Annotated in this window: 2 pseudogenes; both read right to left on the reverse strand. The window is 70.4% G+C overall.

From position 1 onward, the window contains the following. Nucleotides 1-440, reverse strand: a pseudogene (locus SACPADRAFT_RS32285) (hypothetical protein); the annotation flags it as partial. A gap of 535 nt (nt 441-975) precedes the next feature. Beyond that, a pseudogene (locus SACPADRAFT_RS25785) lies at nt 976-1,202 on the reverse strand (MFS transporter); the annotation flags it as partial.

Raw genomic sequence — 1,202 nt, forward strand, 5'->3', positions numbered from 1 at the left:
CGCCGCCGTCGTCCTTCTCCGCGTCCGCGGGGGTGTTCTCCCCCTCCGGATCGCCGCTCTTCGGGGGCGGGCTGCCCACCGCCGACGGGTCCGCCGCCGTCGCCACCCCTGGCCTCGGCGGGGTCACCGGCGTCGTCGGAGTCCTCGTCGGCGGAGCCGGCGGCGCCGTCGCCGCCGCCGTCCGGGGAGGCACCCGCCCGGGCGTCCTGCACGATCGCACTGGACGCGGGCTGGACCGCTGCCGTCGTCGGGTCGTCCGTACCGGCCATCAGCGCGGGGCCGGTGACACCGCCGACGAAGGCGACGAGCACGCCGACGGAGGCGTAGTTGCGGGTCGTGTCGCGCAGGGAACGGCGGAGCGCGGGCGCCTGGATGTTTCGGGTCGGGGCCGTTCGCGTGAGAATGTCCTTCACGCGCTCGAACATCGTGTGGTCTGCCACCTGCGTGGTCTCCTTCTCGCGTACGTTTCCGTCGGCACTGTTCGGGGGCTCGGCCGACGGCGGGGGACTCGGGGAACCGTCCGCTTCGATGAAGATCGGCTTTGTTGAGGCCTCCGCGAGATTACGAAACGACAACGTCGGCGGTCATCAATGGGTGGTCAGGAACACAGATCAAGTGGGTTTGGTTCGGGCAACCTTCCGGGCACGCCTGTTTGTTCAGCCCTGTGCCCAGCGATGAAAACGACCCGTGACGCCGTTCACGAAGGCGGGTCGGTTGATCTTCCCGATCCGGTCACCGATCTCCGCACGGCAACATCCCGAACCCGCCGACACAATTTCGATCTTGTCGGCGTAGAACTCCCCGGAACGGCGCCGAATCACTTCTTGTAGCCAATCAGGACCGTTCTCGTGCCAATGGACACGAATTGCGGGGGAAGGGACTGCGGTCCGTGTGCGACCCGGACGCCCGGCGCGGTGAGGCGGTCGCGGAGTGTTCCGGTCGGAACGCGCCACCGCGCCTCCGCGGAACAGCGGATCAGCGGACCGGCGCCGCCGTCCTCCGGTCGGGATTGCGGAGACCGTGCGGCAGGGAAAGCGCCACCAGCGCGGCGAGGACCGCGACCGCCGGGAGGGCGCCGAGCGCCCAGGCCCCGAAGACGAGGGGCCCCGCGAGGCCGCTGCCGAGGCCGGCGAACGAGGTCACCGTCGCACGGGAGTGACCCGCGATCCGCTCCTGTAGCCGGGCGTGTCCGACGACCAGCA

Origin of the sequence: Saccharomonospora iraqiensis subsp. paurometabolica YIM 90007 (assembly GCF_000231035.2) — a bacterium.
Classification (GTDB): Bacteria; Actinomycetota; Actinomycetes; order Mycobacteriales; family Pseudonocardiaceae; genus Saccharomonospora; species Saccharomonospora paurometabolica.